Source organism: Leisingera sp. ABM4_103 (genome assembly GCF_056158685.1).
This window is the reverse complement of sequence record NZ_JBSWTU010000005.1, coordinates 2,388,209-2,409,885: the sequence shown is the minus strand read 5'-3', so window position 1 is coordinate 2,409,885 and position 21,677 is coordinate 2,388,209. Positions and strand designations below refer to the sequence as shown.

Below are 21,677 nucleotides of genomic sequence, written 5' to 3'. Positions count from 1 at the left end.
GGTCCCGCCGGGGGGTGGCGTCAGCCCAAGAGAGCTTTGATCCTGTCCAGCGTTGCCACGCTGACCGCGACGCCTTGGTCACGGGCCTTGATCCGCTTGCCGCGGCGCCCGTCGCCCGGCACATGTGCGCCAGGCTGCCCTCGCACCGCTTCCACGATTCCGACCATTCCGGCACGAAATGTGTCATTTGAGGTCGCAGCGGGGTCGATTGCGATAAACATTTGGCCGGTTTTCGGCGGACCGCCCGCGGTGCCGGAGAAGGGCGAGGCGTTGATGCCCAGGGTCGCCCCGGTCAGCGCGGCGGCCATGATTTCGGTCAGCAGCGCCACACCGACGCCCTTGTAGCCGCCCGACGGCGCCATTGAGCCCTTGAGGCCCGCGTCCGGGTCGGTGGTCGGGTTGCCGTCTGCATCCAGCGCCCAGCCCAGCGGGATCTCCTTGCCTTCGCGGGCGTGCTTCATCACTTCGCTCTTGGCGATGGTGCTGGCGCTTTGGTCGATCAGCAGTTCAGGCTCGCCGTCTTCGCCCGGCACCGCGACCGAGAACGGGTTGGTGCCGACAACCGGCTTGGCTCCGCCCGAGGGCGCAATCGAGGCCGGTGCATTGGTAAAGCCCAAGCCCACCAGCCCCGCGCGCGCCAGCCGGGCGGTGTGGTAGCCCAGCACACCGCAGTTGTAGCTGTTACGGATCGCCAGAACCGCGATGCCCTGCTCGCGGGCCGCGGGGATCAGCGCCTCAAAGCCTGCGTCGATGGCCGGATGCGCAAAGCCGGTAGCCGCGTCCACCGCGACGACACCAGGGCGCGGCCGGGTCAGAACCGGGGCCGCCTGCCCGTCCACCTTGCCGCATTGCACATGCTCGGCATAGATCGGGATATAGGCAAGGCCATGGCTGGCCACGCCGTCCGCCTCGGTTGCCGCAGTGGCGACAGCCAAAGGCCGCGCATTTGCCTCTGACGTGCCAGCGGCCACAAGAGCGCGGAAGGACAGGTCCTCGATTTCGGCGAGGGTCAGGGTTTGGGTTTCGGTCATCTCGGTACCTTCTCAGTCGTTGTCCGACAGCCCGGCGCCGGCGCCCAGCAGACGCGACTCCTCGGTGGCCGGAGCGTAGGTTTTATGGGCAAAGCGGTTGAGCACGGCCCAGGCCGCCTCCTCCGGTTCGGCGCGGGTGTGGGTTGGGTTTGCGTTTGCAAGGCTGCCCGCGGCGCGGATGGTCAGCGCACCGGAGGTTTCCGGCAGCGTGCCCTCAATGTGCAGTCCGCTGCCGTCGGTGACGGCCTGAAAGCCCTCGCCTTCGACGGTAACGCAAGCGCCAAGCTGACGGGCGGCCATCGCGGCAAAGGGCAGGATCATCGCAGGCCGGGTAACAGGCCCCATCTTCCGCGGTGTGTCCTGCAGCCGTGCGGCGCAGTCCGACAGGGCCGCGCCGGTCGCCAGCGGGCAAAGCGGTGCGGCGGCCAGCCAGTCCCCCTCCAGGTCTTGGGGCACGTGAGCGTTCCGTTCGGATGCGTAGCCGGCCTCCAGCAGACCGGCCAGAACTGCCGCGCCGTCCAGCCCTTGCGCGCACAGCCAGCGGGTGGCCTTGGCGGCCTCCTCGGCCAGCCCCCAGTCATAGCCCGCCCCGCGGGCGGCGCGTTTGGCGGTGGCTTCCACTTCGTTCAGCGCATAGCTCATTGGTTTGCCTCCGGATAAACCCACAAGTCGGCATTGGCGGTGGTCAGGTCTTCGGGATAGGGCGCGCCCGCATACATGCAGATCCGAACCCAGCGGTCGGAGCGCGGGTCGAAATGCGTGGCGCCGAAGAACGACAGCTTGGCCCGCAGCATGTCGACCGGCAGCACCCGGTCGCTGATGGTGTTGCTGCGGATCTCGCCATAGGGTGCCACACGGCTCATCTGTGCCCGGCGCACCGTGTGACGGTGTTCCGGGTGGCGCAGCAGGAAGGCCGCAACTGGCTCCTGCCCGTCCCACTCAGCCAGCGCCGCATAGGCCAAGGCAGCATCGCGGGCGGGCGCAAGCGGCTGCTCGTAATTGGCGATGGGCTCGTCGAACCGCTCGCCCATGCGCGGTTCCAGCTTCTCCTCCGAGACGTACCAGGCCCGGGCGCAGTTTTCGCGCGCACTCCAGTCCAGCTCCAGCGCCCAGCCAAAGCTGTCCCCGATCAGCTCCCGCACTTGTGCAACCGGCATCGCGCCGTCGATCACAAAGGCTTCCTTGTTACTGTCAGCCATGCAGTCGGACAGCCCGTCCACCAGCTCCGCATAAGGCTCCAGGATCAGCGAGGCCGCCAGTTCCTGCCCTTCCAGGCCCAGCGCGGTCTCGCTCCAGCGGATCAGACGGTCCCAGGGGCGGTCGTTGAGCAGATCATCTGCCGCCACCCACGCCGTCAAAAGGTCTAGGTCCTTGCGCAGGCTGGCCAGCTTTTCAATCTGCACCGGGTGTTCGGAGCGCCAGCGCGCCGCCGACAATTCGCTCCGCCGCAGCATCCGGCGGAAGCAGGCGGCCTCCTCAGCCGAGGCGGTCTCGACCGAGCGCACCCGGGCAATCGCCTCCTCCCGCGCCATGATCCAGTTGTTGAACAGCACCGGGTGATTGACGATGTAGGGCGCCATGCCAAGGCCGGTGGAGTTGCCGATCCCCAGCCGAAGCGCGATTTCGGGCGCCAGCGGCACGGCGTTGTCGCCGCCTTTGGCACGGGCCATGTGCTCCACCAGGTCGCGGACAAAAACACGGGTCAGGTAGACCGACAGCATCTCTGCCTGGAACGGCGCGCTGAGTTCGGGGCGGTCTGCAATCGCCTCCCGGTCGGCAGCCCCCAGCTTGCCGGAGCCGTAAACGGCAGTCGTGCGCATCAGGTAACCAACGGCGTCCACCTGTTCCGGGTCCGGCTGCTGGCCCTGCGACAGCGCATCGACGAAATGCGCCCACAGGCGCACAGAACGGTTGGCGCGGGAGACAGACAGGGATTTCTCGTTGACCCGGCCTGCCTCCTGATAGGGCACGTTTTTGGACAGCCGCTCGATGTCGGCCTCCGTTGGCACCCCGTCGAACAGGGTGAAGGTCGCATCCCAAGCGGTGGCAATCACCCGGTCCGACCGCATCTCCGGCGGCAGATCGTGGGCAAAGGCAACCAGGGAATAGGTCCGCGCAGGGCCGGTGGCGGTGTAGACCGCAACGCCGATGCCCTTGCCGTCGATATCGAACTTGGGGCGCGCAAAACTCCAGTTTTCCCGGGCCATGCGGCGTGTCAGCACCCGCATGAAGCTGAGGCGGCACTGATGCAGGGAGCCGAGCCGGCTGAGGCGCATCACCTGTGCCGGATCCCGTCGTGATATCGTTGTCTGCGCGGTTCGTTCCATGACCTATCCCTTTGGGCCAAAGTTTTCGGCAAAGAACCGGTACCAGTTCCCGCCCATGATGCCGCTGACCTCGTCATCGTTCATGCCCGTCGCGCGAAGGCCCTCTTCGATGTTTCCAAAGTCGCGGTTGTCGTTGAACCAGCCAGGCATTTCCGGGAAGCCCGGAGCGGCGGCTGATCCTTCGCCGTAGTCGATTTCCTTGGTCCAGCGGCCGACGCGCATCCACTCGACAACGCTGTCCGGCTGGTCCTGGCAGAGGTCGGTGCCGATGCCGAGATGCTCCACCCCGTATTTCTCTGCGGTGCGTGCAATCATCTCGCAGAAGCTTTGCAGGGTGCAGTCCGATTTATCCTTGAGGTGGTGCGGATAGACCGAGAAGCCCAGCATGCCGCCGTGGCCGGTCACCGCGCGGATCACATCGTCCTTCTTGTTGCGCAGCGCCGGCGACCACTCATGCGGGTTGGCATGGGTGATGGCGATGGGGCGGGTGGAAATCTCCGCCGCCTCGATGGTGGACCGGTCGGCGGAATGGCTCATGTCCACGACAAGGCCCACCCGGTTCATCTCCTTGATCACCTGCTTGCCCATGCGGGTGATGCCCATGTCCTCGGCCTCGTAACAGCCGGTCGCCAGCAGCGACTGGTTGTTATAGGTGAGCTGCATGAAGCGGGCGCCCAGAGTGTGCAGGATTTCGATCAGGCCGATGTCGTCCTCCATCGGCGAGGGGTTCTGGAAGCCGAAGAAAACCGCGGTGCGCCCGGTTTCGCGGGCCTTGTCGATGTCAGAGGCCCACTGCCCCTTCATGATCAGGTCCGGGTATTGCTCGAACCAGCGGTTCCACTTCTCGAAGTTCAGAACCGTCTCGCGGAAGTTCTCGTGATAGGCAATGGTGACATGGATCGCGTCCACGTTGCCCTCGCGCAGCTGGCGGAAGATCTTTTCCGACCAGTTGGCATATTGCAGGCAGTCGATACGGTATCCGGTCATTCAAGCACCTCGGTTTTCAAAGTCACACGCCCGGCCTTCAGGCAGCGGGCAGAAAGCGCCCGCCACAGGGGAAACTAGGAGGGCGGGCGCTTCCGCAAACTGGCAGGCCGGTGTCCGGCGCTGCCACGATTTCAGTCTCAGACCGGCTTGCCGGCGCTGATGTAGGCGGTCTTGACGGTGGTGTAGAACTCCGCCGCCGCCTTGCCCTGCTCGCGCGGGCCATAGGAGCTGTCGCCGCGGCCGCCGAATGGCACGTGGTAGTCGGTGCCTGCGGTCGGCAGGTTGACGGTGACCACACCGGTGCGCGCGTTGCGGCGGAAGTGGGTGGCGCGGGCCAGCGATTGAGTGACGATACCGGAGGTCAGGCCAAAGTTGGTGTCGTTGACCACCGCCAGCGCCTCGTCAAAGCTGCCGACCTTGATGACGGAGGTCAGCGGCGCGAACATCTCCTCGCGGTTGATGCGCATGTCGTTGGTGGTGTTCAGGAACACGCCGGGGGACATGTAAAAGCCCTCGTGCGGCATCTCCAAGCGCTGGCCGCCGCAGGCCAGTTCCGCCCCTTCGGATTTGCCGAGGTCGACATAGGCCAGGTTCTCGTTCAGCTGCTGCTCGCTGACCACCGGCCCCATCTGCACGCCCTCTTCCAGCGCGTGGCCCACTTTCATGGCCTGTGCCCCGGCGACAAGCTTGTCGACGAAGGCATCATGCACGGCCGCGTGGACCACGAGCCGGGAGGAAGCGGTGCATTTCTGGCCGGTGCCGCCAAAGGCACCGCCCAGCGCCAGGGTGACGGCCAGGTCCAGGTCGGCGTCGTCCATCACGGCGAGTGCGTTCTTGGAGCCCATTTCCATCTGCACCTTGGTCAGGTTCTGGATCGCGGCGGCGGCAATGCCCTTGCCCACCGGCACCGAACCGGTGAAGGAGATCGCGTTCACCTTGGGGCTTTCCACCAGCCGCTGGCCGATCGAGCGGCCGGAGCCCATCACCAGCGAGAACAGGCCCTTGGGGATGTCCTGACGTTCGATGATCTCGGTCAGGGCCACGGCCGAGGCCGGGGTGATGTTGGCGGGTTTCCACACCACCGCGTTGCCGTAGCAGAGCGCCGGCGCGATTTTCCAGGAAGCGGTTGCGGTCGGGAAGTTCCAGGGCGAGATGATGGCGACAACGCCCACGGCCTCGCGGCGCACGTCCACTTCGATGTCCGGGCGCACGGAGTCGGCGTTCTCACCGATCTGGCGCAGGCATTCGGCCGCGTAATAAGTGAAGAACTGGCCGGCGCGGTAAACTTCGCCCTTACCCTCAGCCAGCGGCTTGCCCTCTTCACGGCTCAGCAGCGTACCCAGCTCTTCGGCGCGGGCCATCAGCTCATTGCCGATGTTCATCAGCACCGCCTGCTTGCGCTCCAGCCCGTAGGCCGCCCATTCGCGCTGCGCCTTCTGCGCCTGGTCCAGGGTCGCTTCCAGCTGATCGGCGCTGGCCTGGGCGAACATGCCAACCAGATCGCTCAGATCCGAAGGGTTGCGGTTTTCGATTTCGCTTTCGCCCGCCAGCCATTCGCCGGCAATCAGGTTCAGTTTGGTCACGGAGAAGCCCCAGATGCTGAATTTCAGGTTTGCGGCAGGATGGACTTCTCCGCCAGCATCAGTCAAACTCAATAAACTGAACACAACTTCACAATTTCTGAAGCCATGGCCCTGAAGATAGAAATGCTGCGTGCCTTCTGCACAGTGGCGCAGACCGGAAACCTGTCAGAAGCGGCAACCCGGATGGGCCGCACCCAGTCTGCCATTTCAATGACGCTCAAGCAGATGGAAGATCATCTGGGCAAGAAGCTGTTCGAAGGGGAGCGCAAGAACCAGCTGTCACCGCTGGGGGAGCAAGTCTTTGAGCTGGCCCAGAAACAGGTGCGCCGGTTCGACCAGACGGTACAGGCCATTGAGATGGCGGCTGAGGCCATTCACGGGCTGATCCGCATCGTCTCGGTGCCCTCCGTGGCGGCGCTGGTCTTTCCGTCAGTGCTGGAGCATATGACCGCCCGCCACCCGGGCTTGAAAATCGAGCTCCGCGATACCGACACCCAGCAGGTTCTGGACGCATTGGCCGAAGGCAAGGCGGACATCGGCATCGCGTCCGGCTATCACCCGCTGAACGGGGTCAAGGCCGTGCCTCTGTTCGAGGACCGTTTCGGCCTCGTCTGTTCCACCAGCCACCCGCTGATTCTACAGGACGCCCGTCCCGCCATCGCTGATATCACAGGCCCTGGCTTTGTGCGCAATGCCCTGTGCGAACTGATCCGCAACGAACGCTTTGCCGAGGCCATCAGCACGGCCGATGTGACGATCCACAACACCCACTCGCTGATCACCATGGTCCGGACGGGCAAATGGGTGACGGTGCTGCCGCAAACGGTTGCGCGTTTCATGCCGGAAACAACAGCGTTCCGCCCCATTGCCGACCTGCCCGACAAACGGGAGGTCTACCTCTATCAGCGCGAACGCTCCCGCTTCGCGGGGCTGACTGCGGAATGCAGCGCCTTTATCCAGTCTTGTGACCTGTCCGCGGATCTGCCGGGGTAACGGAGACGGCGCGACGCCGGCGCTGCGGCTTTCCGTCAGGAAGACCGGCAACGGCGGGAGCGTTTCGCCGCCCGCCTCAGGCCAGGTGAAAGGACAGGTGCGGCGCACTGCCCTCCGCATCGCGGATTTGCCGGGCCGTGATCCCGAAAACGTCAGATACCGTTTCCGGTGTCAGCGCCTGCTGCGGTGTTCCCGATGCCACCAAGCGCCCGCCCGACAGCACCGCAACCCGGTCGCAGGTCAGCGCCTGATTCAGATCATGCAGCGCCACCACGGCGGTCACCTGCAGATTGCGAATGCAGTGCAGGATCGACAGCTGGTGGTGGATGTCCAGATGGTTGGTCGGCTCATCCAGCAGCAGCAATCCCGGCTGCTGGGCCAGCGCCCGCGCGATATGCAGCCGCTGCCGCTCTCCGCCGGAGAGCGTCGCCCATTCCCGCTTGGCGAACCCCTCCATTTCCACCGTCTTCAACGCCTTGTCCACTTGCCGGGTGTCTTCCCCGCTCCAAGGCCGCAGCGCCGACAGCCAGGGGGTGCGGCCCAGCTCCACCACTGAACGCGCCGTAATGCGTTCGGCGGTGTCGGCTTGCTGCTCGACTATGGCGATCCGCTGGGCAATCTCGCGGCGCGACAGCCGCGCCAGCGGCTGCTCCGCCAGCAGCACTTCGCCTTGCGAGGGCCGGGCCAGTCCCGCCAGCAACCGCATCAGCGTCGATTTGCCGGAGCCGTTCGGACCGACCAGCGCCAGCGTCTCACCCGGCTGCACCGCCAGAGACACGTCCGACAGCAGCGCCTTGCCGCGCACGGAGAAGGACAGGCTGCGGGCTTCGATCCTCATCGCGCCGTCCTCTGCCCGCGCACCAGGATGATGGCAAAGGCCGGCGCTCCGATCAGCGCTGTGACCACGCCGATGGGCAGCACCTGACCGGGGATGATGACACGGGACACGATGTCGGCGCCGATCAGGAACACCGCCCCCGTCAGCGCAGCGGCCGGCATCAGCCTGCGATGCCCTGGGCCAACCAGGAACCGCGCCGCATGGGGGATCACCAGGCCGACAAAGCCGATGGAACCGACAATCGACACCATCACCGCGGTCATCAGCGCGGTGGCAAAGATCAGCACCACCTGCACCCGCCGCACCGGGATGCCCAGCGCCGCGGCGGAATCGGTGCCAAAGGTGAAGGCATCCAGCGCCCTTGCGTGAAACCGGCAAATCATCCAGCCGGCCAGCGCCAGCGGCACCGCCAGCCACACATCCGGCCAGCGCACGCCGCTGAGGTTTCCCATCAGCCAGAACATGATGCCGCGGGCCTGATCCGCATTGGCGGATTTAGCGATGATGAAGGCGGTCAGCGCGTTGAACAGCTGCGAGCCGGCAATGCCCGCCAGCACGATCTGCGCCGCCGCCGCCCGGCTGCTGCCCGCCCCGGCGGCGCGCGCCAGAATGGCAACAAAGCCAAAGGCCAGAAGCGCACCGTTGAAGGCGCCAAAGGACAGCGACAGCGCACCGCCGCCCAGCCCTGCAATCGTGACCGCCACCGCCCCGGTCGAGGCGCCGGCGGAAATGCCAAGGATGTAGGGGTCCGCCAGCGCATTGCGCAGCAGCGCCTGCAGCACCACGCCCGTCACCGCCAGCGCCGCGCCGCAAGCCCCGGCCACCAGTGCCCGCGGCAGCCGGTAGCTCCAGATGATGCCCTGGTCCACCGGGTCAACCGGCAGCCCCGCCCCGGCCAGATTGTTGACCAGAACGGACAGGACAAGGTCAGGCGCAAGCGCGGTTTCCCCGATCATTGCGCCTGCCAGAACCGCCGCAGCCAGCACCGGCAGCGCCAGGCAAGCGCCCCGGACGCCGTGCCATGCAAGTGCGGCGGCTACGCTCATCCGCCGTTGCCGATCGCGCTGAGCTCAGCGGCCAGGTCTTCCAGCGCCGGGATGGCGCGGATGGTGGCATCCATCGCCTGGGCGTCCATCACCACGATACGGTTGTTCTTGACCGCGTCCATCTGGCTGGCAACCGGGTCATTGCGCAGGAATTCCAGTTTTTTCTCATAGTCATCGGCGGCAAAGCGGCGGCGGTCCATGCGGGCGATCACAATCACCGTCGGGTTGGCCTTGGCGATGGTTTCCCAGCCGACGGTCGGCCATTCCTCGTCCGTCTCGATGACATTGCGCAGGCCCAGCTGCTGCATCATGTAGCCCGGCGCGCCTTTCTGGCCGGCCACAAACGGATCGCTCTCCAGCTCAGGCGAGGAGAACCAGAACACGGCGGAGGCATCCTCCAGCGCAACCTCTTGCGCCTTAGCAACGGCCGCAGCCTCGCGCGTCTTGTAGTCCGCGACCAGCTCAGCGCCCTTTTCGGCCTCGCCGAAGATCGCTGCCAGCTCCTCGATCCCCTGATACAGGCTGTCGGTGGTGAACATCCGGGTGCGGGTGCCGTCGCCGCCGGTGGTGTTGTCCTTGCCTGCGCAATCGGCGGGCATCACATAGGTCGGGATGCCCAGGTCATGGAACTGCTCGCGCTTGGCGACCACGCCCTCGGGGCCGATGTGCCACTCGTACTGCGCTGCAACCAGGCCCGGGCGTTTTGCCACCACACTTTCAAAGCTTGGGTCGTTGTCGGCCAGCCGTTCGACCTTGGCGTTCACGTCCGCGTATTCAGGCAGAACATCGTTGAACCAGACCGAAGTGCCCAGCACCTTATCCCCCAACCCAAGCGCATAGAGCACTTCCGTGGCCGCCTGGCCAACCGTGACGGAAGACGCCGCGGGTGCTTCGAAGGTGACGGTCTGGCCGCAGTTCTCGATGGTCAGCGGAAAGCTCTCGCTGGCTGCCGCGGCCTGGGCCGCGACGGTGAAGGAAAGGCCGATCAGGCCGGAACGCAGAAACATGATTTTCGATCTCCATGTGTCAATGACCGGAGAACGGGTGAAAGGGCATTGACCGGCAGGGCGGAGGGCCTGAGCCCTTCCTCTGCGCCGCCTGAAAGCAGCAGCGCGGTCTGCCGGCAACCTCCCCGGACAACCCCGTCCGGTGTGCTTCGGTTTCATACCGGCAGGTCTCCTGACTGGCGGGTCATCGTCTGGGCCGTCTTCCCGGACCGCTGGGATCCAGTGACACGATGGCTCAGCACTCGCCGCCTACAGTTGCGGGGGCAGTTCCGGTTGGTGCCCGGCAGGCACCGCGGATTCCCTCTTAGCCCTTGCGGGACCGGTAAAGCGCGCGTAGCGCATCACTTTGGTTGCGGCAAGAAAAAGTTGCTGCCGCTGCGGAAATCCCCTGCAAAAGGCGCGCCCGCCGGAAGCTGCGGCAACCGCGTGTTGAGCAGCTGGACCCATTGGCAAGTGCTGCCCCCCATGTTGCCGTTCAGAGAATTTCATCCTCGTCGAACATCGGGTCGTCCTCCAGCTGGGCGCTCAGGTCCTCCACCGAATCCTCCGCCTTCTCGACGGAGCGGACCCTGCCGAGGTGGAACACGGCATCGCCCTCGTTCACGATGGGCATTACCGCACGCCCGACGATCAGCCCGTCGAAAGGCGCCAGGATGTCCTCGTCATGCTCACCGAACGGATCGGACACCGAGCCCATCAGCTCCCCTTCCCGGACCAGTTCGCCATCGTCCTTGTACACCCGCAGAAGCCCGCCCATCGGCGCCCGCAGCCATTTGCTGGAGACGCAGAACTGCGGCTGCGACTTTGGCTTGGATATGCCCTTGGCCGGGACCATCCCCATGTGCCGCAGCACCCGCAGGATACCCGCCAGCCCGGCACGGATCGACAGTTCGTCAAAGCGCAGGCCCTCGCCCGCCTCATACAGCAGCACATCCTTGCCCATCTCCTTGGCCGCGCCGCGCAGCGAGCCGTCGCGCAGCGGCGACTGCATCACGATCGGGGCGCCAAATACGCCCGCAAGCTCGCGGGTGCTGGAGTTATCGGGCGAGATGCGGATTTGCGGATAGTTGGTCCGGTGGATTGCTGCCGAATGCAGGTCGATACCGAGGTCCGAACGGGTCACCACCTCTGTCATGAACAGATGCGCCAGACGCGAAGCCAGCGAGCCATGCTCGCTGCCGGGAAACACCCGGTTCAGGTCGCGCCTGTCGGGCAGATAGCGGGAGTGGTTGATGAAACCGAAGGCGTTGACGATCGGCACCGCAATCAGCGTGCCCTTGAGCGTCGTCAGGTTCGGCGCCCGCAGCAGCCGCCGGATGATCTCCACGCCGATCACCTCGTCCCCGTGCACGCCGCCGCTGACAAACACCGTCGGCCCGTCCTGGCGGCCATGCACCACATGCGCCGACATTGTGACCGGCGTGTGGTCGGACAGAACGCTGACCGGCAGGTCAACCGTCAGCCGTGAACCCGGCGCCACCTTGGCGTGGCCGATGGTGAAATGCTGCCTTGCCTTCATACTGCCCCCTTGATTTGAATGGCCCCAGTCCTGAGACCTTTGCGGGTGAAAGGTTTGACACTGCCCGCCTGCCTGGCAAGTCCCATCTGAAATCCTTTCCTGTCTCTTGCGCAACTGCCCGTGGCGAGAGTGGACGCAGGTAAGCCGCCTGCAATCCTGCCCCCTCGGCCGAATGCCACGTGCGCAGGCTGCTGCTCCTCGCTGCCGGAGACCTGCGGTTGCCGCCCCAGTACATACGTGATATTTTCTTGTCTATAGGCAAAAATCTTCCGGAAAAATTTAATGCCCGTCTTTAATACTGCCGCAAATGCCCTGGCAGGGTTTTATACCCAGGAATTCGGCGGCAAGACCTCCGGGCGCTACAGGATCCCGCGCAAACTGTTGCAGGAGATCTGCGGACGGCGCCGGCTGTATGAAGACGATGTCACCGCACTCTCGCGCGCGCTGATGGAAAAAGGCTATGTTCTGATTGATATGGACAGTTTCTTTGTGGTTATGAGCGCCAACGCCTTCGCCAATTACAGGCGGGTCAGCAAGGAGACGCTTGCAGCTCAGGCCGCGGCAGGCGGAACTTCGTGCTGAGGCTGGCTGCGCGACCGGACAAGGATGAGATGGACCCAGAACAGCTGATTGCCTGCCCTGCCTGCGACGTGCTGCACCGCGATCAGGAGGTGGCCAAGCATGCGGTCGCCAGATGCGCCCGCTGCGGCACCGTGCTGGCGGCACCCAAGTCCGGGGCGATGACCCGGATCGCGATGCTGTCGCTGACCGCGCTGATCCTGCTGGCCGCCGCGGCCGGTTTCCCGTTTCTGGAATTGCAGGCTCAGGGACTGTCGCACCGGGCGTCGGTGCTGGATGCGGTGCTGGCCTTTTCCCGCGGGCCGATGGCGCCCTTGTCGCTGGCCACCGGCCTGCTGATCGTGCTGCTGCCTGCCGCCCGCTATGGCGCCCTGGTCTACACCCTGGCGCCGATGGCCTTGGGCTGGCACCCTGCCCCGCATGCCGCCGCGGTCTACCGCTGGGCGGAATGGCTGAAGCCCTGGGCAATGGCCGAGATCTTCATTATCGGCGTGGCGGTCGCCCTGGTCAAAGTGTCCGGACTCGCCCGGGTCGGGCTGGGCCCCGCCTTCTGGGCCTTTGCAGCGCTCCTGGTGGTGACCATCCTGACTGACAGTACAATTTGCAGGCTGACCGTATGGAAAACCCTGAAGACCCGCCGCGGTTCCTGACCGCAGCCGAGGCCGGGCTGACCGGCTGCCGCACCTGCGGGGCCGTCAATCCGGGCGGCGCGCAGATCTGCTACAGCTGCCGCAGCGAGCTGACGCCACCCTCCGCAGCCAGCCTGCAGCGGGTCTGGGCCTGGCTGGCCGCGGGGCTGATTGCCTATGTCCCCGCCAATATCTATCCGATGCTGCGCACCACCACCTTTGGCCGCGCTTCGGAGAATACTCTGATCGGCGGCATCGCGGAATTGTTCAGCCATGGTTCCTACGGGGTCGCCTTCATCGTGTTCTTTGCCAGCATCGTGATCCCGGTCGCCAAGTTTCTGGCCATCGGCTACCTGGCGGTCTCGGTCCGCAGGCCCGCAACCCTTGGCAGCCACGGCCGGCTGGTGCTTTATGAGGTTGTCGAATTTATCGGGCGCTGGTCGATGATTGATGTTTTTGTCGTGGCGATCCTGACCGCCCTGGTTCAGCTGGATTTCGCCGCTGCCGTCACCCCGGGGATTGCCGCGGTCAGTTTTGCATTGTCGGTTGCCTTCACCATGCTGGCGGCCCAGAGTTTTGATCCGCGGCTGATCTGGAACGCGGAAAAGCGAGAATATGAATGAGCACGCCTGAACCCGCCGAAATGAAAGTCTCCGCACAGCGCCCGTCGCCGTGGCGCAACCTGTCGCTAGTCTGGCTGGTGCCGCTGGCGGCGCTGGCGGTGTCGCTGGGTGTCGCCTGGAAGGCCTACAGCGACCGTGGCGTGCTGATCCGGATCGCCTTTGACAACGCCTCCGGGGTCGTCGCCAACGAAACCACGGTGCGCTACCGTGACGTGGTGATCGGCCGGGTGGAGGACGTGGGCTTTGCCGGCGATCTGAGCAAGGTCTCTGTCTGGGCCCGCATCGACAAGGAGATTGCCCCCTACCTGGATCAGGACGCCGCCTTCTGGGTGGTCCGTCCGGAGGTCAGCACCCGCGGCATTTCAGGGCTCAGCACTGTGCTGTCCGGCGTCTACATCGAAGGCACCTGGGACCAGGAGCCGGGCGTGGCCGCCACCAGTTTTGAGGGCGAAGACGGGCCGCCGCTGGTGCAGCCGGGACGGGACGGGCGAAGGATCACCCTGCGCACGACCGACGGCAGCATGATCTCCGAAGGCGCGCCGGTGCTGTTCCGCGGCGTCGAGGTCGGACGGCTGGAGCAGCCCCGCCTGACCGTCAGCGGCGACAGCATCGTTGTCGACGCCTTCATCGACGCCCCGCATGACCGGCGCATCAACTCCGCCACACGGTTCTGGGACACCTCCGGCTTTTCTGTCTCCTTCGGGGCCAGCGGGCTGTCGCTTGATGTCGACAGCATCGCCTCGCTGGTTGCCGGCGGTATTGAATTCGACACCGTCTTCGACGGCGGCAAACCAGTGGGCAAGGGCACGGTTTTCGACATTCACGAAGACGAGGCCGCGGCCCGCCGCACCGCGTTTGCCCGGTCGCGGTCGGGTGGTGTGGCGGTAGCGGTCGCCTTTGACGAGTCGGTTGCCGGCCTCGCCAGCGGCGCCGCGGTCAAGCTCGGCGGCGTGAAGGTCGGCGAGGTCAGCACGCTGAACGCTGCCATTCAGAGTGATAGCGACGAAGCAGAGGTGCGGCTGATTGCCAAGCTGCTGCTGGAGCCTGCGCTGATGGGGCTGCCGCCCGGTGCCGGAGAGGCTGAGGTGCTGGATTTCCTCGAACAGGCCGTCGATGGCGGGCTGCGGGCGCGGCTGGCCTCTGCCGGGCTGCTCAGTTCAGAGCTGATCGTTGAACTGGTCACCCTGGAGGAAGCCGCCCCGGCGCAGCTTGACCGCGTCGCGGAACCGTTTCCTGAATTGCCCAGCGCGCCCTCCGACCTGCCCGATTTCACCGCGACCGCCGAAGGCGCGATGGAGCGCATAAGCGAATTGCCGGTGGAAGAGCTGATGGCGCAGGCCATTGCCACCCTTGCCAGCATCGAAGACCTGGCCTCTGCCGACAGCACCCGTGAGGTGCCCGCCGCTGCGGTGGCGCTGCTGGAGGACACCCGCGCGCTGGTTGCCGACCCCGGCACCCGCGCCCTGCCGGCTGAGCTGAACGCTACTGTCGCCGACTTGCGCGGCATTCTGGCGGATCTGCAGCAAAGCAAGGCAGTTGCCAACCTGAGCGCCGCACTGGAACAGGGCAGCCAGGCCGCCGCCAGCCTCGCCGCCGCATCAGAGGAGCTGCCCGCCCTGGTCAGCGACGTCCGCGACCTGGCGGCCAAGGCCAACGCGCTGGAAGCCGAAGAGCTGATCCGCTCCGCCAGCCAGCTGATGAAGAGCGCCGACGCCTTCATCGGCACCGAGGAGGCCCGGGATCTGCCCCCTGCCCTGACTGGGGCGCTGGATGAAATGCGCCGCACGCTGGAGGCCCTGCGCCAAGGCGGGCTGGTGGACAATGCCAATGCCACCATGGCGTCTGCACGCGGCGCCGCCGATGCCGTGGCCGCCGCTGCCGAGGGCCTGCCGGCCCTTTCCGCCCGGCTGGAACGGCTGGTCGCCCAGTCCGAGGCGCTGATCGCCTCCTACGGCGCCCGCTCCAGCTTCAACTCAGAAACACTGGACGCCCTGCGCGAGGTCAAGACCGCCGCCCGCGCCGTCTCGCAATTGGCGCGCAAGATTGAACGCGATCCGAATTCCCTGCTGTTTGGAAAATAAGATGATAAAACCCCTGTCTTTGACGCTTCCCATTGCCCTGCTGGCGGCCTGCGCCCCGTCCAATGATGCCCGCTATCTGATTTCCGCAGCACCGGGTGAAAAGGTCGCCAACCTGCGCTCCCGCACCATCGAGGTACGGCTGGTTTCCCTGCCCTCCTATGCCGCCGCCTCCGAGATCGTGGCCGAGGGCGAAGGCGGCGCGCTGTTTGCGCTTGACGGCGCGCAATGGGCCGATGATCCGGCCCGCGGCATGACCGCCGCCCTGGCGCGCGGACTGAACGAGCGCACCGGCGCCTCCGCCGCGATCGAACCCTGGCCGCTGAACACCGGCCCGGACGCCCGGCTGGATGTGCGGGTGGATCAGGCCTATGCCCGCGCCGACGGGATCTTTGAGCTGACCGGACAGTTCGCGGTCTCCTCGCCCGAAGGCACAGTGCGGGAATTCGTCAGGCGTTTTGATATCCAGACACCAGTCAGCGGCACCGGGCCTTCTGCCACCGCCGACGCTCTCTCCCGTTCGCTGGCAGAGCTTGCCCGGCAGGTGTCGCAGGCCATGTAAATGCTTGCGCTGGGGTGAGGCGCGCTTTGCACACTGGCGGCGTGCCGGCAGTCCTCTCAGGCGGTCTGCGCAGCCGGGCCGGTCAGCGGCAGCCCCTGCAGCATGCCGGAACGGTAGGTTTCGGTGATCAGCATGCAGGAGGTATTTTCGATCTCCAGCACATAGGTGCGTGCCGCCTCCGGGTCGGGCACGCCGCACCGCTGCCACAGCCGGTCCAGAACCCCCTCCGGGCAGGACACCGGCTTTTTACGGGTCAGCTTGATGTCAAAGATGTATCCGATCGGCGACAGCCCCTGTTCTAGATGCCGCTGCACCTCCGGATCCAGCTGCTCCAGCGCGACATAGGTCAGGTTATCCATCATCACTTCGCCCCGGTGCGACATGCAGACCTGGCGCTCGATAAAGGATTTTCCGGGCAGATGCGCCCTGACCTCTGCCGGCACATCCGCGGTGATCTGCTGATGCAGAACGTCCAGCTGCACCGGACCGTCAGCCAGCGTCTCGCAGATCAGTGTGGCGGAGCCGTCCTGCACCAGCAGCATCTTCTTCCAGACCGCCGCCCATTGCGCAAACGGGCTGCCAGCCGTCAGCCCATCGTCAAACCGCTTGCGCAGCAGCGGAGCCTTCGGCTGGTCCGGCCCGTCAGACGGCGAGCCCGCGTTTTGCTGCTGAATGCCGGTGCGCATGTGGTGTCACTCTCTCTGCCGGGTCCGGTGGAAGGAATAGCAGTGCTGGCGCTGGGGTCAAACGGCTAGGCCCGGGGCCGCGCAAGGACCCGCCAGAGCAGCGGGGGGCCGAACGGCTGCAGAATTTCTGCTGCGGCGCAACGCAGCCGCCGCAAGAAGCCATCGGTGGAAACGTCGGCGGCAGCGGCCCGCGGCGTCGTGACAAGCCCAGTCCGGCGCTTTGTCGCGCCTGCTGCTGCAGTCCAGCCTAAGATGTGTTTTGCCTCATCAAACCGGCTACGGCCCAAAGGTGCCGAATTAAGGCCGCCCGCACGAGGAGCCGCGCCAGACAGCACGGCTGCGCACACCCGTGGCATCGGCTGTGCGCCGGGCTGAGGCGGCAGGACACAATGGCTCAAGGCAGCCAATCGCGGCGATACTGCAATGATCCGCAAACGTGGGCGCCTCACGCAACCGGGGGCCTTGGCCCCTGTTCCGGACCGGCGGGTTCAAAACGGGGCAACCGCCGCCGGCAGCAATGGTTTAGGATCCTGTGCCAGGTCAGTGCAAAAGCGACGCCGCTTCGGACAAATGCTCTGGCGACAGGGGTTTGCACAGGAACTTCTTAATCAATGGGACCTTGGCGGCGCGGTCCAGGTCCACCGGATTGACCGTTGTGCTGACAATCACAACAACAGGCACCGGATCCAGTGCCTGGATCTGATCGGCGTATTGTTCAAGAAACTCGAACCCGCCAATGGGCGGCATGTTGATGTCCAGAAAAATGAGTTCCGGCGGCCGTCCGCCATCCTGGAGGAACTCCATCGCGGCCAGCGGCCCGTCAAACAGCTCGAAATTTTCGAACACCTGCGACCTGCTGATAATGCGTTCCGCGAACTTGCGGTCCATCCTGTCATCATCAATGACGTAGACGACCTTGTCCTGGCTACCCATCCCGCTTCTCCTCCAAATTCAGATCGACGCTGAAAGTCGCGCCTTTGCCAGCTTGCGAAGAGACCTGGAGCACCGTGCCGTGGGTTTCTGCCACCCGCTTGCACAGCGCCAGCCCAACGCCAGAGCCGGGGTATTGGTCATAGCGGTGCAAGCGCTTGAACAGCTCAAAGATCCTGTCCTGCATTTCCTCAGGTATCCCTGGCCCGCTGTCAGCCACCGACAGGCGCACCTTGCCCTCCGTTCCGGCGGGCGCACAGCCGACACTGACTTGCGCCTCCGGCCCCTCGCATCCGTATTTCAGCGCGTTTGACAGCAGGTTGGTCAGCAGAACCCGGATCTGGAACGGGCTGCCCATAACCGCAGGCAAAGCCCCCACACGGACATTCGCGCGCGAGCTGGTGACCAAAGAGTCCATATCCTTGAGGATCTGCTGAACCATCTGCTGCAGATCAACCGGTTCCGGTGCGAACTGGTGACCGACGACTTTCGAGTAATCCAGCACATCATCAACAAGGTTCCGCATCCGCTGAGCCGTGCCGATAAGATCACTGATGAGCTCCCGCGCCTCAGGCTTCAAGTCTGCCTGAAAGTCCTCAAGCAACACCTCCAGAAAACAATAGAGCGTGTTGATCGGTGTCTTGAGGTCATGGGACAAGGCATAGGTGAAATTGGACTGGTCCTGGTTGGCCTGAACCAGCTGCCGGTTTGTGCATTCCAGCTCTTCCGCGCGCAGGCGGATCTCGGTCGTCCGTTTCCGGACCTCCCGGTCCAGTTCATCCCGCTGGCGGGCCAGCTCAAACGTGATGTCCCGCAATTCCTGCTCGACCCGGCGGCGCTCCGCGATTTCCTTTCTTAAACTGGCCATACCGCTGACATAGCCGCGCAATGCCATGTCATAGACCGTGACGCCTTCGAGGAAAAAATCCTCCGCACGCTCAAGGCAGCAGCCAGTGCCGCCCGCCGAAATCAGGCCTTCGCGCAGGCCGGCAAAATGCAACAGAGCAAAGTCCGGCAACGGCACCTTCGCCTCCAAGGCAAGCCGCGCAGTTTCATAGGCCTCTCCCAGATGCTCCGTGTCTCCGCTATCGATGTATGCGGCCAGGGCTGCCTGATACCGTTTTGCCACCAGCGCCAAGGCCTCACTTGCCGGGGCTAAATCCACACCGGTCATGGACACCTCCGCTGATGGGAAACGGCCAGGACTGTGCGGTCGTCACGCTCTTTGCCGTAGGTGCCGAGACAGGCAGCTGCCCACTCCTGAGGGGGGGTGCGCGCACTAGGCAGAGCTTGGCGGAAACGCCGCGAAACCCCGTCCGAGGCAAGAACCAACGCATGGCCGGGCGGGAACGGCTGGGTTTGAGAGAGCACCCTGGGTAAGTCCATCCCCAGAATTCCGCCCTTTTGCATGATAGTGACGCTGTCATTGCCCCCCGGCAGGAGGCCGCAGATAACCCCCTCCACATCCCCGAGCGCAGCCCACTCAACGGCTGCCTTTTCAAGATCTATCAAGGCCACGGCAAGCGCCGCGCCGCGGGTGCCCCGAAGGCGGTCATGTGCGGTCTCGAACAGCTCCGCAATAGCACCGAATGAGACTGCCGCAAGCGCCTCCAGGCAAGCATTGGCAGCCTCCCGGGCACCCGGTCCGCTGCCAACGCCGTCTGCCAATGCGACCATCAGCCTATTGCCAGCGCGCCGCAGCAAATAGCCGTCACCGCAAACAGATTCAGACGTCTTCGCCGCCTGGGCCGCGGCCCAGTCGATCCGGGAACCGCCAGCCTCAAAGGCGATACTGCCGCCGTCAGTGCTCACCGCCATTTCACCACCGTCACGACGAGGCCCCGGCCAGGCTCCGAACAGATATCGAATTCATCGACGATACGCCGCGTTCCTGGCAGCCCAAGGCCCAGGCTGTTGCCGGTGGAATAACCATCCTGCAAAGCCAGCTCCACGTCGGCCAGCCCCGGCCCCCGGTCCCTGGCTGTCACCTTAATTCCGGTCTGTGAGCCGGCAGTGGCAATGCACAGCTCGATTTCTCCTTCTCGCGCATAGTTCACGATATTCCGGGCCAGCTCCGAAACGGCGGTTGCGATCAAGGCCTGGTCAGGCCTGCTGAATTCCAGCTCATCGGCCAGCCGGCGCGCCAGCTGGCGGGCCGCCACGACATCGCTGTCACAGGACACCGGCTGCAGCAAAACAGCAGGGTCCGCTGCGGGCGCGTTCATGAACCCTCTCGCAAGATAGAGATGCCGTGATCCAGGTTCAGGGCTGTGGGGACATTCTCCAGCTTCAAGCCCAAGAGCACCATTGACATTGCGATTTCAGGCCGGATGCCCACGATCGCGATCCGTGCGCCACGCAGAGCGACCGAGGCCGCGATATCGCTCAGCATTCTGGTGCCGAAACTGTCGATCACATCCAGAAGGCTCACATCCAGGATGACTTTGGTGGCTGCCAAGCGTCCCACCGCGAGCAGGATCTGGTTCTGCATCTCTTGGATGTCGCTATCGGACAGCTCCTCCTGAACCGCTGCGATCAGCAGGTCTCCTTGGCTTATGATGGGAACACGGCGGGCCAAGTCAGCGCTCCAGAAGCTTGCGCGCGGTTTCGACACCCCGCTCAAGATTTCCTGCCGGGTTCAGCGCCTCGCCAGTGACACCGATTTTGACTAGCGACTGCGCCACTTCGGCACTGATTCCGGTCAGCACCGAATGCGCCCCCATAAGGCGGGTCGCCGTCATCGTCTGTATCAGATGATTGGCCACCATACTGTCGACCGCAGCAACCCCTGTAATATCGAGCACAACGGCGCGGGCGTTCTGCTCCCGGATTGCATCCAGAATCTGCATCGTCAAAAGCCGTGAACGGTGACTGTCGAGCACGCCGACGACAGGCACCAGCAACAGCCCCGCCTGCAGGCGGAGCACCGGTGTCGGCAGTTCGCTCATCTGGCGTTCACGTTGTTCAATCGCGTCGCTCCGGGCGGCCGAGAAAGCTTCGACCGTCATGGCCTGGTGGCAGGCCGCTGTTTTGCGCAATGCTCTCTCTATCTCCCGGGCTTCAGCTTCGCTGTCAGTGCCCTGCCAGACCAGATCGCAGATCCGGTTGATGGCGAAAGTAAACAGTCCCAGATAAAAACTGGGCGAAATGCCATAGGTCTCATTGAACAGCCCGGCGCGCTTGCGATCCTTTAAGAGGTCCTGATCGCGGCCAGCCTCAAAAAGCTCCAGCAGATGCCGCCGCTGTTCGTCCCGCACGTCTTGCAAGTCTTGCATACCGAGCGGGGAGGCTTTGCCTCCAGGGTCGTCATAGCCTCCCTCACGGCTGTAGAATTCATGCAAGACAGCATCGATATTCTGTTCGGCAAGAGGCAGGAGACCAGCAACCCTGGCCCGGTCATCCTGGCTTACATCAAACCAGCCCCACACATCCGGCAGCGCCGCGGTATCGGGTTGGATTGTCGAAGAAATGACCTCATTCATAGTACCCTCGCAATGATGGAATTGCCCTCTGAGGGTCTGGCGATATGCTTAAAGAAGCACTAATTGCGCAAGGGGCGCCCAATAAATCGCCGCAAAAACAGAGCGTTGCAACAGGTGGCGGCCAAGCCGAATTGACCAGTGGCGCAGCCGGGCGGCAATTGTCTTGATGCAGGCGAAACCCTGGAAACTCTCGGCAGCCTTGCCGCATCGGGTTTCGTCCCGGCCGTGGCAATTTAACTTATTAAGGCACTGTTTGGCCGGTTTTACCAACCAGCACGGCGAGCGATCCGCGCCAGCGCGCTTTTTGCGGAACCGCCGCATGCATTGCCCGACAGCCGGCTTCAACGCCGAACGGGGCCTCAAAATCTGTCCCGTCCGGTGGCACGGTGCCGCGCTCCTGGGCGCGGCGCTCTTTCAGAAACCGCGCCAGGCGGCGCACTATTACCCGCCGCTCTCTATCAGAATTGCAGAACTCCGCGCCGATGAGTTTGAACATGGGCATAGGCGACCCTTTTCCAGCGAGCCGCGCCGCGTGGTTTCTGGCTGTACAGCTGCGCTCAGGATACGAAGGAAAGAACCTGGCCAAAGTCAAGTTTCAGCCCTCAGAACAATGACGCCGTAGTCAACTCGACGAACTTACCGGTGTGCGCGATCCATTTCGAAAAATGCGGTGGAACAGCTCCCAACTCGTTGAAACAAAGAAAAACCGGCCCATTTCTGGGCCGGTGGAAATTTAGGGGCCTGCAATTGGCAGCCGATTAGGGCGTTTTGGCAGCG

At 64.5% G+C, this 21,677-nt stretch carries 22 protein-coding genes, 1 pseudogene and 1 riboswitch; of the genes and pseudogenes, 6 read left to right on the top strand and 17 right to left on the bottom strand.

Translation table 11 applies throughout. The features are described 5' to 3' along the window. Nucleotides 1-20: 20 nt before the first annotated feature. The 5 genes from ACXAED_RS13360 to ACXAED_RS13340 form a co-directional block, all read right to left on the bottom strand. Nucleotides 21-1,031 (bottom strand): Ldh family oxidoreductase, encoded by a 1,011-nt coding sequence (locus ACXAED_RS13360; protein ID WP_475050521.1) that lies wholly within the window; start codon nucleotides 1,029-1,031, stop codon nucleotides 21-23. Nucleotides 1,032-1,043: 12 nt separating this feature from the next. Next, nucleotides 1,044-1,673 carry a DUF3726 domain-containing protein gene (locus tag ACXAED_RS13355; RefSeq protein WP_475050520.1) on the bottom strand — a complete coding sequence of 210 codons (630 nt, stop codon included), beginning with the start codon at nucleotides 1,671-1,673 and terminating at the stop codon, nucleotides 1,044-1,046. Next, entirely contained in the window at nucleotides 1,670-3,358 is a 1,689-nt protein-coding gene (locus ACXAED_RS13350; protein ID WP_475050519.1) for a hypothetical protein, read from the bottom strand. The genes ACXAED_RS13355 and ACXAED_RS13350 overlap by 4 nt, the downstream gene beginning before the upstream one ends. Before the next feature lie 3 nt (nucleotides 3,359-3,361). Continuing rightward, complete coding sequence (locus ACXAED_RS13345; protein WP_475050517.1) at nucleotides 3,362-4,345, bottom strand: membrane dipeptidase; 984 nt, start codon at nucleotides 4,343-4,345, stop codon at nucleotides 3,362-3,364. 137 nt (nucleotides 4,346-4,482) lie between these two features. Then, a complete protein-coding gene (locus ACXAED_RS13340; protein WP_475050516.1) occupies nucleotides 4,483-5,928 on the bottom strand; it encodes an aldehyde dehydrogenase family protein in 1,446 nt (481 codons plus the stop codon). Between the two features lie 105 nt (nucleotides 5,929-6,033). On the opposite strand from ACXAED_RS13340, the gene ACXAED_RS13335 reads away from it, so the two are divergent. Next, entirely contained in the window at nucleotides 6,034-6,921 is an 888-nt protein-coding gene (locus ACXAED_RS13335; protein ID WP_475050515.1) for a LysR family transcriptional regulator, read from the top strand. A 327-nt stretch (nucleotides 6,922-7,248) separates the two neighbouring features. Here ACXAED_RS13335 and ACXAED_RS13330 read toward each other — a convergent pair. From ACXAED_RS13330 to ACXAED_RS13315, 4 genes and pseudogenes are all read right to left on the bottom strand, one after another. Continuing rightward, nucleotides 7,249-7,759 (bottom strand): annotated as a pseudogene (locus ACXAED_RS13330) (ABC transporter ATP-binding protein); the annotation flags it as partial. Further along, nucleotides 7,756-8,805: a FecCD family ABC transporter permease gene (locus tag ACXAED_RS13325; protein ID WP_475050514.1), complete on the bottom strand. Its 1,050-nt coding sequence runs from the start codon at nucleotides 8,803-8,805 to the stop codon at nucleotides 7,756-7,758. The pseudogene ACXAED_RS13330 and the gene ACXAED_RS13325, both read right to left, overlap by 4 nt. Next, nucleotides 8,802-9,812: an ABC transporter substrate-binding protein gene (locus ACXAED_RS13320; RefSeq protein ID WP_475050512.1), complete on the bottom strand. Its 1,011-nt coding sequence runs from the start codon at nucleotides 9,810-9,812 to the stop codon at nucleotides 8,802-8,804. The genes ACXAED_RS13325 and ACXAED_RS13320 overlap by 4 nt, the downstream gene beginning before the upstream one ends. 145 nt (nucleotides 9,813-9,957) lie before the next feature. Then, nucleotides 9,958-10,151, bottom strand: a riboswitch (cobalamin riboswitch). A gap of 136 nt (nucleotides 10,152-10,287) precedes the next feature. Beyond that, nucleotides 10,288-11,331, bottom strand: coding sequence for a succinylglutamate desuccinylase/aspartoacylase family protein (locus ACXAED_RS13315; protein WP_475050511.1), 1,044 nt, complete (start codon nucleotides 11,329-11,331; stop codon nucleotides 10,288-10,290). A 282-nt stretch (nucleotides 11,332-11,613) separates the two neighbouring features. Here ACXAED_RS13315 and ACXAED_RS13310 point away from each other — a divergent pair, with 282 nt between their 5' ends. The 5 genes from ACXAED_RS13310 to ACXAED_RS13290 are packed head-to-tail and all read left to right on the top strand — an operon-like array spanning nucleotide 11,614 to nucleotide 15,802. Next, nucleotides 11,614-11,913 (top strand): hypothetical protein, encoded by a 300-nt coding sequence (locus ACXAED_RS13310; protein ID WP_475050510.1) that lies wholly within the window; start codon nucleotides 11,614-11,616, stop codon nucleotides 11,911-11,913. A 29-nt stretch (nucleotides 11,914-11,942) separates the two neighbouring features. Then, nucleotides 11,943-12,560 (top strand): paraquat-inducible protein A, encoded by a 618-nt coding sequence (locus ACXAED_RS13305; protein WP_475050508.1) that lies wholly within the window; start codon nucleotides 11,943-11,945, stop codon nucleotides 12,558-12,560. Then, complete coding sequence (locus ACXAED_RS13300) at nucleotides 12,527-13,162, top strand: paraquat-inducible protein A (RefSeq protein WP_475050506.1); 636 nt, start codon at nucleotides 12,527-12,529, stop codon at nucleotides 13,160-13,162. The genes ACXAED_RS13305 and ACXAED_RS13300 overlap by 34 nt, the downstream gene beginning before the upstream one ends. Further along, entirely contained in the window at nucleotides 13,159-15,243 is a 2,085-nt protein-coding gene (locus ACXAED_RS13295; protein WP_475050504.1) for an MlaD family protein, read from the top strand. The genes ACXAED_RS13300 and ACXAED_RS13295 overlap by 4 nt, the downstream gene beginning before the upstream one ends. 1 nt (nucleotide 15,244) lies before the next feature. Then, the gene (locus ACXAED_RS13290) at nucleotides 15,245-15,802 is read left to right on the top strand and encodes a PqiC family protein (protein WP_475050503.1); all 558 of its coding nucleotides are present in this window, start codon (nucleotides 15,245-15,247) and stop codon (nucleotides 15,800-15,802) included. 56 nt (nucleotides 15,803-15,858) lie between these two features. Here ACXAED_RS13290 and ACXAED_RS13285 read toward each other — a convergent pair whose 3' ends face one another. From ACXAED_RS13285 to ACXAED_RS13250, 8 genes are all read right to left on the bottom strand, one after another. After that, nucleotides 15,859-16,488, bottom strand: a complete 630-nt coding sequence (locus ACXAED_RS13285; RefSeq protein WP_475050501.1) for a chorismate--pyruvate lyase family protein — start codon at nucleotides 16,486-16,488, stop codon at nucleotides 15,859-15,861. A 540-nt stretch (nucleotides 16,489-17,028) separates the two neighbouring features. Continuing rightward, entirely contained in the window at nucleotides 17,029-17,421 is a 393-nt protein-coding gene (locus tag ACXAED_RS13280) for a response regulator (protein ID WP_475050500.1), read from the bottom strand. Further along, entirely contained in the window at nucleotides 17,414-18,592 is a 1,179-nt protein-coding gene (locus ACXAED_RS13275) for a sensor histidine kinase (RefSeq protein ID WP_475050498.1), read from the bottom strand. The genes ACXAED_RS13280 and ACXAED_RS13275 overlap by 8 nt, the downstream gene beginning before the upstream one ends. Then, on the bottom strand, nucleotides 18,589-19,236 hold the full coding sequence (locus tag ACXAED_RS13270; protein WP_475050497.1) for a SpoIIE family protein phosphatase: 648 nt from the start codon (nucleotides 19,234-19,236) through the stop codon (nucleotides 18,589-18,591). Before ACXAED_RS13270 ends, ACXAED_RS13275 begins: the two co-directional genes overlap by 4 nt. Beyond that, the gene (locus tag ACXAED_RS13265; protein WP_475050495.1) at nucleotides 19,227-19,643 is read right to left on the bottom strand and encodes an anti-sigma regulatory factor; all 417 of its coding nucleotides are present in this window, start codon (nucleotides 19,641-19,643) and stop codon (nucleotides 19,227-19,229) included. The genes ACXAED_RS13270 and ACXAED_RS13265 overlap by 10 nt, the downstream gene beginning before the upstream one ends. Further along, the gene (locus ACXAED_RS13260; protein ID WP_475050493.1) at nucleotides 19,640-19,996 is read right to left on the bottom strand and encodes an STAS domain-containing protein; all 357 of its coding nucleotides are present in this window, start codon (nucleotides 19,994-19,996) and stop codon (nucleotides 19,640-19,642) included. The genes ACXAED_RS13265 and ACXAED_RS13260 overlap by 4 nt, the downstream gene beginning before the upstream one ends. A gap of 1 nt (nucleotide 19,997) precedes the next feature. Next, nucleotides 19,998-20,900: an STAS domain-containing protein gene (locus ACXAED_RS13255; RefSeq protein ID WP_475050491.1), complete on the bottom strand. Its 903-nt coding sequence runs from the start codon at nucleotides 20,898-20,900 to the stop codon at nucleotides 19,998-20,000. Between the two features lie 241 nt (nucleotides 20,901-21,141). Next, nucleotides 21,142-21,396: a hypothetical protein gene (locus tag ACXAED_RS13250; protein WP_475050488.1), complete on the bottom strand. Its 255-nt coding sequence runs from the start codon at nucleotides 21,394-21,396 to the stop codon at nucleotides 21,142-21,144. Nucleotides 21,397-21,677 lie beyond the last annotated feature (281 nt).

What these genes read in the sequence shown, in the direction of transcription:
- ACXAED_RS13360 (WP_475050521.1), bottom strand. Translation starts at nt 1,031, where the DNA reads ATGACCGAAACCCAAACCCTGACCCTCGCCGAAATCGAGGACCTGTCC.
- ACXAED_RS13355 (WP_475050520.1), bottom strand. Translation starts at nt 1,673, where the DNA reads ATGAGCTATGCGCTGAACGAAGTGGAAGCCACCGCCAAACGCGCCGCC.
- ACXAED_RS13350 (WP_475050519.1), bottom strand. Translation starts at nt 3,358, where the DNA reads ATGGAACGAACCGCGCAGACAACGATATCACGACGGGATCCGGCACAG.
- ACXAED_RS13345 (WP_475050517.1), bottom strand. Translation starts at nt 4,345, where the DNA reads ATGACCGGATACCGTATCGACTGCCTGCAATATGCCAACTGGTCGGAA.
- ACXAED_RS13335 (WP_475050515.1), top strand. Translation starts at nt 6,034, where the DNA reads ATGGCCCTGAAGATAGAAATGCTGCGTGCCTTCTGCACAGTGGCGCAG.
- ACXAED_RS13325 (WP_475050514.1), bottom strand. Translation starts at nt 8,805, where the DNA reads ATGAGCGTAGCCGCCGCACTTGCATGGCACGGCGTCCGGGGCGCTTGC.
- ACXAED_RS13320 (WP_475050512.1), bottom strand. Translation starts at nt 9,812, where the DNA reads ATGTTTCTGCGTTCCGGCCTGATCGGCCTTTCCTTCACCGTCGCGGCC.
- ACXAED_RS13315 (WP_475050511.1), bottom strand. Translation starts at nt 11,331, where the DNA reads ATGAAGGCAAGGCAGCATTTCACCATCGGCCACGCCAAGGTGGCGCCG.
- ACXAED_RS13310 (WP_475050510.1), top strand. Translation starts at nt 11,614, where the DNA reads ATGCCCGTCTTTAATACTGCCGCAAATGCCCTGGCAGGGTTTTATACC.
- ACXAED_RS13305 (WP_475050508.1), top strand. Translation starts at nt 11,943, where the DNA reads ATGGACCCAGAACAGCTGATTGCCTGCCCTGCCTGCGACGTGCTGCAC.
- ACXAED_RS13300 (WP_475050506.1), top strand. Translation starts at nt 12,527, where the DNA reads ATGGAAAACCCTGAAGACCCGCCGCGGTTCCTGACCGCAGCCGAGGCC.
- ACXAED_RS13295 (WP_475050504.1), top strand. Translation starts at nt 13,159, where the DNA reads ATGAGCACGCCTGAACCCGCCGAAATGAAAGTCTCCGCACAGCGCCCG.
- ACXAED_RS13290 (WP_475050503.1), top strand. Translation starts at nt 15,245, where the DNA reads ATGATAAAACCCCTGTCTTTGACGCTTCCCATTGCCCTGCTGGCGGCC.
- ACXAED_RS13285 (WP_475050501.1), bottom strand. Translation starts at nt 16,488, where the DNA reads ATGCGCACCGGCATTCAGCAGCAAAACGCGGGCTCGCCGTCTGACGGG.
- ACXAED_RS13280 (WP_475050500.1), bottom strand. Translation starts at nt 17,421, where the DNA reads ATGGGTAGCCAGGACAAGGTCGTCTACGTCATTGATGATGACAGGATG.
- ACXAED_RS13275 (WP_475050498.1), bottom strand. Translation starts at nt 18,592, where the DNA reads ATGACCGGTGTGGATTTAGCCCCGGCAAGTGAGGCCTTGGCGCTGGTG.
- ACXAED_RS13270 (WP_475050497.1), bottom strand. Translation starts at nt 19,236, where the DNA reads ATGGCGGTGAGCACTGACGGCGGCAGTATCGCCTTTGAGGCTGGCGGT.
- ACXAED_RS13265 (WP_475050495.1), bottom strand. Translation starts at nt 19,643, where the DNA reads ATGAACGCGCCCGCAGCGGACCCTGCTGTTTTGCTGCAGCCGGTGTCC.
- ACXAED_RS13255 (WP_475050491.1), bottom strand. Translation starts at nt 20,900, where the DNA reads ATGAATGAGGTCATTTCTTCGACAATCCAACCCGATACCGCGGCGCTG.
- ACXAED_RS13250 (WP_475050488.1), bottom strand. Translation starts at nt 21,396, where the DNA reads ATGTTCAAACTCATCGGCGCGGAGTTCTGCAATTCTGATAGAGAGCGG.